General features: G+C 60.5%; 5 protein-coding genes and 1 pseudogene. 2 read left to right on the top strand and 4 right to left on the bottom strand.

All coding sequences use genetic code 11. The features are described from left to right. Positions 1 to 330, top strand: a pseudogene (locus ACLP9N_RS29665) (zinc-binding dehydrogenase); the annotation flags it as partial. An 83-nt stretch (positions 331 to 413) separates the two neighbouring features. On the opposite strand, the gene ACLP9N_RS29660 reads toward ACLP9N_RS29665, so the two are convergent. Together ACLP9N_RS29660 and ACLP9N_RS29655 are read right to left on the bottom strand one after the other, a co-directional pair. Continuing rightward, positions 414 to 3,413, bottom strand: coding sequence for a bifunctional cytochrome P450/NADPH--P450 reductase (locus tag ACLP9N_RS29660; protein WP_442410714.1), 3,000 nt, complete (start codon positions 3,411 to 3,413; stop codon positions 414 to 416). A gap of 5 nt (positions 3,414 to 3,418) precedes the next feature. Next, entirely contained in the window at positions 3,419 to 3,661 is a 243-nt protein-coding gene (locus ACLP9N_RS29655; RefSeq protein ID WP_442410713.1) for a cytochrome P450, read from the bottom strand. A 342-nt stretch (positions 3,662 to 4,003) separates the two neighbouring features. Here ACLP9N_RS29655 and ACLP9N_RS29650 point away from each other — a divergent pair, with 342 nt between their 5' ends. Beyond that, a complete protein-coding gene (locus ACLP9N_RS29650; protein WP_442410715.1) occupies positions 4,004 to 4,393 on the top strand; it encodes a RidA family protein in 390 nt (129 codons plus the stop codon). A 309-nt stretch (positions 4,394 to 4,702) separates the two neighbouring features. Here ACLP9N_RS29650 and ACLP9N_RS29645 read toward each other — a convergent pair whose 3' ends face one another. Both ACLP9N_RS29645 and ACLP9N_RS29640 read right to left on the bottom strand, forming a co-directional pair. Continuing rightward, positions 4,703 to 5,977, bottom strand: coding sequence for a cation:proton antiporter domain-containing protein (locus ACLP9N_RS29645; protein WP_442410712.1), 1,275 nt, complete (start codon positions 5,975 to 5,977; stop codon positions 4,703 to 4,705). Between the two features lie 152 nt (positions 5,978 to 6,129). Beyond that, a partial coding sequence (locus ACLP9N_RS29640) for a V-type ATP synthase subunit D (protein ID WP_442410711.1) occupies positions 6,130 to 6,330 on the bottom strand: 201 nt, incomplete at its 5' end.

Below are 6,330 nucleotides of genomic sequence, written 5' to 3'. Positions count from 1 at the left end.
GACATTATCGACGGCATCATCGCGAGCACACCGCTGTTCTCGCGCATCGTCGTGGTCGGCGTCTGCATGGGCTCAGACCGCATCCGGCCGGCGATGGCGATCAACAAAGAGATCGACCTGAGGTTCGTGCTCGGCTACACGCCGCTCGAATTCCGCGACACGCTGCACATGCTCGCCGACGGCAAGGTCAACGCCACGCCGCTGATCACCGGGACGGTCGGGCTGTCCGGTGTCGAGGCGGCGTTCGACGCGCTCGGCGACCCCGAGGCGCACGCGAAGATCCTGATCGACCCCAAGAGCAGCGCCACGAGCCCACTGCCAGTCGACTGACCCCGGGGGCCCACCCCTGGCCACCAGCTCTGACCCGTGTGAACACGGTGTGTGCACTCTATGGTTGGTTGGGTTTGTCGGGGTTAGTGCGCTGCCCATACATCTTCTAGATAGCGATTCGCGGCGCGTTGCTCCTCGAGCCACGCCACACCCTCCTCGGCGGACACACCCGCTTGCCGCTGATAAATCTCGGCATAGGCATCCCGCAATGCGGGTGCTACGGTGCCAGCACCGCCACAGACATAGGTGATCCCGCCGTGCGCGATTAGCTCGAGAATCTGATCGGCATTGGCGCGCACGGCGTCCTGAACTTGGCCAGCGGTTCCGTCCTGCACTCGGGAGTATGCAGTGACTACTTTGACAACACCATCAGCCTCGAATTGGCGGACTTCTTCCTCGTAGATGAAATCCGAATCGGGCAAGCGGCATCCATAGATCAGCAGCACTGGTCCGAGCTTGGCTTTCGCGCCCTGCACTGCCCGTTCTTGCAGGAACCCGCGGAAGGGCGACAATCCGGTTCCGGTGGCAATCATGATCATTGGGGTACTCGGATCCTCGGGAACATCAAACGGCAAACCCGGTGGCCGAATGAATCCAGGAACCATGGCACCAGGGTGGGTGCGAGCCAAGAAGTTTGACGAGGTTCCCAAAAAGATCCCATCACCGTTGCGGGCTGGAGCCCGAAGAACGCCGACCGTGATACTGCACCGATCCGGATATGCCGTCGGCGAGGACGAGATCGAGTAGTAGCGGGGCGCTAAACCGGGCAGCAGGTCAAGGCAGGTGTTGAGGGGCACGTCGATGGACCGGTAGCGCTGCACCATGTCGAGCAGCGAAACCCTTTTGAACAGGATTTGCTCACGGTATTTGGCCACATTGTCTTCGCCGTCGGCCGCCAGGCCAGCGAGCTCTTCTTGCTCGGCCGGGTCGGTTGCGAATTCGGCCAATGTTCGAATCTGGGCACGCGTTAGCGGGGCTTGCAATTCGACTCGCGCAGCGAGCACCTCGGAAACGACGAACGGCGTATCCAACGGTAGGTGACTAGGTGCACTGGTATTTGCGCGAATGACTACCAACTCGTCGAGGTCGAGTTTAGCCAACGCCGCTGCCCGACCCACGACCTCGGCCGCGTTGCGCGGGAGTAACGCGATGTGGTCGCCGGTGCGATACGTGACACCCTCGGGCAGTTGGAACTCAATGTGGCGCGTGGACCGTGCAACGGCACCGTTCTGAACAACTCTGGTAAGCAACTCCCGATTCTCGACCATGCGATACGACGCTGCGTCCAGAGAGGAAAAGAACGAGGCGTGCAGGCGTTGCCCCGTACTTGTTATTTCGTATCGGTTCATCTCGATGGCAACGTCACTCTGCGGCGCGAGTCCGAGAGCGTAACCAGCTTCCTTCCAAAACGAGGCGTACCAGTCGCGGAACATGCCATCGAAGTCATCGGACGCGTCGGCGACGCCACGTTCGGCGAAGCGGGTTGCGCCGGCAGCTGCGAGCATGTCGTCGATCTCTCGCGGCACCTTCTGGAACGTTGAGGCCCAGACGCGATCTCCGGAACCAAAGACTGTGTAGGTCACGCCGTCTAGCGAGCCTGCCGCAAGTCCACTGGCTAGCCACCCATGAAATTCCACGGCGTTGTCGGGTGGATTGCCGTTGTATGACGAGGTACAGATGACAACCAAACCAGTCGTGGGAAGTGCATCCACGTAGTCGTTGAGCTGACCTTGAGTCACGGCGAATCCGCGGGCGCGACCGTCTTGCGCGATCTCGTTTGCGATTCTCTCGGATGTCCCCAAATTGGAGCCGTGCAGCACTAGCAGCGGATTCCCACCACCGTAAGCAGAGACTTCAGGCTTACGTTTAGCTGCTTCGACTGGCGCTTTAGCTGCGACACCGGACCGGGTGCCCGCGATCACCGCCGCTTCACGACCCTCGCGGGGTTCGACCGTCATGGTCAGGTTGATAGGTTTGATCGAAAAGAAATCCTGGATTTCCAGTTGATAGTCAAACGAATCAATGAGCTTGAACCGTTGCAAGATTAGTCCGAGCAGGAGCTGTGATTCATAGAACGAGAAGTGCCGCCCGATGCAGGCCCGCTGACCGCTGCCGAACGGCATCCACGCCCAGCGGGGTCGGGATGCTTCGAGTTCCGGCAAAAACCGGTCGGGATCGTATTTCTCGGGGTCCGGGAAGATCTCGGCACTGCGTTGAAGCTGCGGCGTCAGGATCAGAATCGCCTGCCCCTTCTTGATGCGGTATTTGCCACCGATTACTTCGTCCGCCAATGGGCGTACCTGAAATCCCACACCGACCGGCCAGAGCCGCAGAGCTTCCTTCATGCATTGCAGCAAGTACTGCATCTTGGGAATCTGCGTCTCGCTGGGAAGGACTGACAGGTCTTCTCCAAAAACTTCATCGACCTCTGCGTAGCACTTGGCCAAGGCTTCGAGGTTCTTTAGCAAGTAGTAGACGGTCCATATAAGCATTCCGCTGGTCGTGTCATATCCGGCGGCTAGAAATGTCAGCATCTGTTGCCGGATGCTGAGTTTGTCCAGTTTCTCGCCACTGTCTTTGTCGGCCTGGGTCAACATCAGATCTAGAACATCCCAGTTTTTCCCAACGTCCGCGCTGTTGATCCGCTCAGCGATGATCTTGTCGGCTAGGTTATTGAGGAAGCTGACATTCCTCTTGTATCGGCTTCGCCCCTTGATAGCCTCGTAGATATCTTGGCCGGGCAGTCGACTGGGACGGTTAACGCATTCGGCGATCGCTTCCTCAAGAGCTGTCACGGCTGGTGGCAGCTCATGGCGGTAGAACGACCCGGGGCGATAGCTAAAGCAAACCAGGCAGATGGTGTCGAAGGTGAGTTTGGTCATATCGGTGGTTACGTCAACGCGGTCATTGGGGTTTAGCCGCGCCCACTTCATCACGAGCTGGTCGGCGATGTCCGCCATCTTTTCGGTGTAACCCTTGATGGCCTGCGGAGCGAATGCCGGCAACAAAATGTTGTGAGCTTTCCTCCAGGCTGGTTCTCGGGTCCAAGATGTGAAGATGGCGTCTCCCACAACCTCCCTCATAGTCACTAGACGGCGGAGTTGTTTTTCTCGAACCGAGTCTCATCCAGGCACTCTTCAGCAACATCACCGCCCGATACGACAACCAAATCCTGGCCCGGAGTGATCAGGCCGTAGACCGGGCCAAGTTCGTCAGCGAGATCCATCAAACTTCGTGTCGGGTGGTTGGCATCGATGTGAAGCGCATCTCCCAAGACCGGCAGTCTGTTTTTCGGCTGCGGAATATCCGCGTAGCTGTTCTGGATACTCATTGAAGGAAGATACCTTTCTCGTCGGGATTCGAAGCAAATTGTGCGCCGTGACCGACCGAACGGAATGGGTGACTCATCGGAAGTCGTTAGCCTTTTGTACTCAGTTCGCCCTTGGGTAAACCTCGCCCTCCGGCAAGCGCGCAATAAACACGATCCACAACAACTCTGCCCTAGCGATCCCCTGGTAGAGGCCAACCTTCGGCCAAACGTCGGGTAAATCCTGGGATCTGCGACCCCCGCGCCACGCTGAGCTACCGCGTGGGCGATCCCATGTGAGCGTTACGCTGCCAGTCGTGCAGTTTATCGAGAATCAGTCCACCACTAGACCGGGTTTGCGTGGGGATGACTAACGTTTACGGCAAGTGGAGCAGGGATCTTTTCGCCGACGCGGCGATTGTGGATAGTCCCGGGCGTCTGATTTTCGTCGCCGGCATGGCAGCAGAAGACCCGACCGACGGCCATATTCACCATCGGGGGGATTGCGCGGCGCAAACCAGGATGGCATACGACAAGATCAAGGCCATTCTCGCTGCGCAAGGAGCTGACCTGAGTCATGTGGTTCGGATCGTTGCTTACCTGACGGACATGCGGGACAAGAACGCGTACGAAAGCGAGCAGCGTCAGGCGCTCGGCGGTATTGAACCGCCGCCGCACTCGTTGATCGGAGTGAGCAGCCTCGCCTGGCCGGGGATGGTGGTTGAGGTCGAGGCAACAGCCTTCGTACCGGCCTGACGGGATCCGCAGTCCGTAAGAGATGTTGCCATTCGGTAGCGTTTCGCGATCCTTTCAAGACCGCGATATGAGACCCTCGTATGTCGTCTCCCTTGAGACGTGCGCTGCAAGTTGGAGTTGGCAGTGGTTGAAGCGGTATAACGCTCGTGCGGCTGGGTTCTGCGCTTGAGGTCGCTACCAACTTCTCGCCGCCGCCCGTAGGCGGTCGGTAGGGGTCCTCTGAAGGATAGGCCGATGGACGCTCCACGACGGGCCGTCGGCGGTCACGGTGATTCCGGCACAGAGTCGACCCGGGGCGTTCACGCGCACTCAAGTGCCGACGTGCGGCGTCTGCGGCGGCTCGGGTGAACCATCCCCCAGCGCTTGGTGCTCGGGGGACGTTTCGTCGAGGGCCGCGATCCGCCTTGCATACAGGTTTATTCCGGGCTGCGCGGTCAGGCCATGCGCGAAGATGCTGAGCAGCACCGTCGCCATCACCGCAAGTCGGACCGTCGAGTCGCCTGCTAACCCTGCCTCGTGCACCAGGTACACCAGCGCGAGCACGATGGACGCCAGACCCCTGGGGCCGAACCAGCCCATGAACAGCACGGTCGCCCGGCTCAAACGAGTTCCCAGCAACGCCAGCGCAACAGGCGCCATGCGCACGACTGTCAGACTCAGCACGGCATAGAGCAGCACGGCCGGTGTGAAATGCCCCCAAAAGCCGGCCACGACGGTGCCGAAGAAGAAGAACACGAAATAGTTGAACAGTTGCCCCCATTGCTCAGTGAACTCGACACTGTGCCGGCCCGCGGCGTTGAAGCCGAATTGGACTGCAAATCCGGCGACGAACGCCGCGATAAACATGCTCGCCCCGGTCTCTTCCGCCGCGATGACGCAGAGCAACGGCAGCGCCACCACACCGAGTTGACCGAGAGGTGGAGCCATCCAGCGCGTGCGGTGGGCAAGGCCGAGGAGCCAGCCGCCTGCGGTGCCGATCCCAATTCCGATCAGGGTGCCGTAGCCGAGCTGTTCTCCGAGGAAACGGGCGAGCACTGCACCCGCAGGCCCAGTGTGCTCCTCAGCAACGGCAAGCACGATGAACAACAGCAGGAACGGAACAGCGAGGCCGTCGTTGAGGCCGGCCTCAACATTGAGAGACTGGCGAATTCTCAGTGGCACTCGTTCGCTGCTCACGATCACCTGGCCGAGGCCGGCATCGGTTGGGGCGAGGATGGTTGCCAGAATGCCCGCTTCCCCCCACGACAGTCCGCTCAGCACGACAATCGCGCATGCAGCGCCTAACACGATGGTCAGCGGCATGCTCACAATGAGCAAGCGGATGGGCAGGCTGCGGCCGGCCGTCAGCAGCGATCGGTTGATCCGGCTCGCGTCGGTGAAGAGCAACATCACCAGGCCCAGCTCCGCGATCAGGAGCACGACCTTACGATCGAGCACCAGCTCGCGTGCCGCTACCGGCAGCAGGGTCGTCGCAGCGCCGGCGGCCGTGAAAAGCATCGGTGCGGTGATGACGGTCGGTTGCAGCCGCTGCGAGACCAGGCTGTAAAGGAAGACGAGCACCACGAATACAGCCGTCAGGACCATGACTCGAACTCAGGCTCCGGAGAAGTGATCAGGCTTGGGGGTCGTCAACCATGAGCATGCGGGTTCCGCCGCCCCGGGGCATGGTGTTTCGCAAATATCTTTCCTGAGCGCACCAAGCGCGCTCAAAACGCGCTGACCGGCCGCTGCGCGGGTCAGTGCTCCAGGCCGCGCTGACGGCCGACGAGTCGCACCCGGATCGCGCCGTCCCGATCCTCCTCTTCCAGCGCTAACTCGATGCGGGCCAACTCCTGCCGTAGCAGAGGTAACCAGTGTCGGCTCAGGGCGCGCACCCGCAGCCGGGTGGTGTGAACCTCTTGCTCGACGGTTCGGAAAGACGATTGCGCCGCAGCGCA

Origin of the sequence: Mycobacterium sp. (assembly GCF_052144515.1) — a bacterium.
Lineage (GTDB): Bacteria > Actinomycetota > Actinomycetes > Mycobacteriales > Mycobacteriaceae > Mycobacterium.
Note: the sequence above shows the minus strand (reverse complement) of the source record. Positions and strands in the feature narration are given on the sequence as shown.

Excerpts from the sequence above, each read along its gene's own strand:
- ACLP9N_RS29660 (WP_442410714.1), bottom strand. The coding sequence starts at position 3,413 with ATGAGGGAGGTTGTGGGAGACGCCATCTTCACATCTTGGACCCGAGAA.
- ACLP9N_RS29655 (WP_442410713.1), bottom strand. The coding sequence starts at position 3,661 with ATGAGTATCCAGAACAGCTACGCGGATATTCCGCAGCCGAAAAACAGA.
- ACLP9N_RS29650 (WP_442410715.1), top strand. The coding sequence starts at position 4,004 with ATGACTAACGTTTACGGCAAGTGGAGCAGGGATCTTTTCGCCGACGCG.
- ACLP9N_RS29645 (WP_442410712.1), bottom strand. The coding sequence starts at position 5,977 with ATGGTCCTGACGGCTGTATTCGTGGTGCTCGTCTTCCTTTACAGCCTG.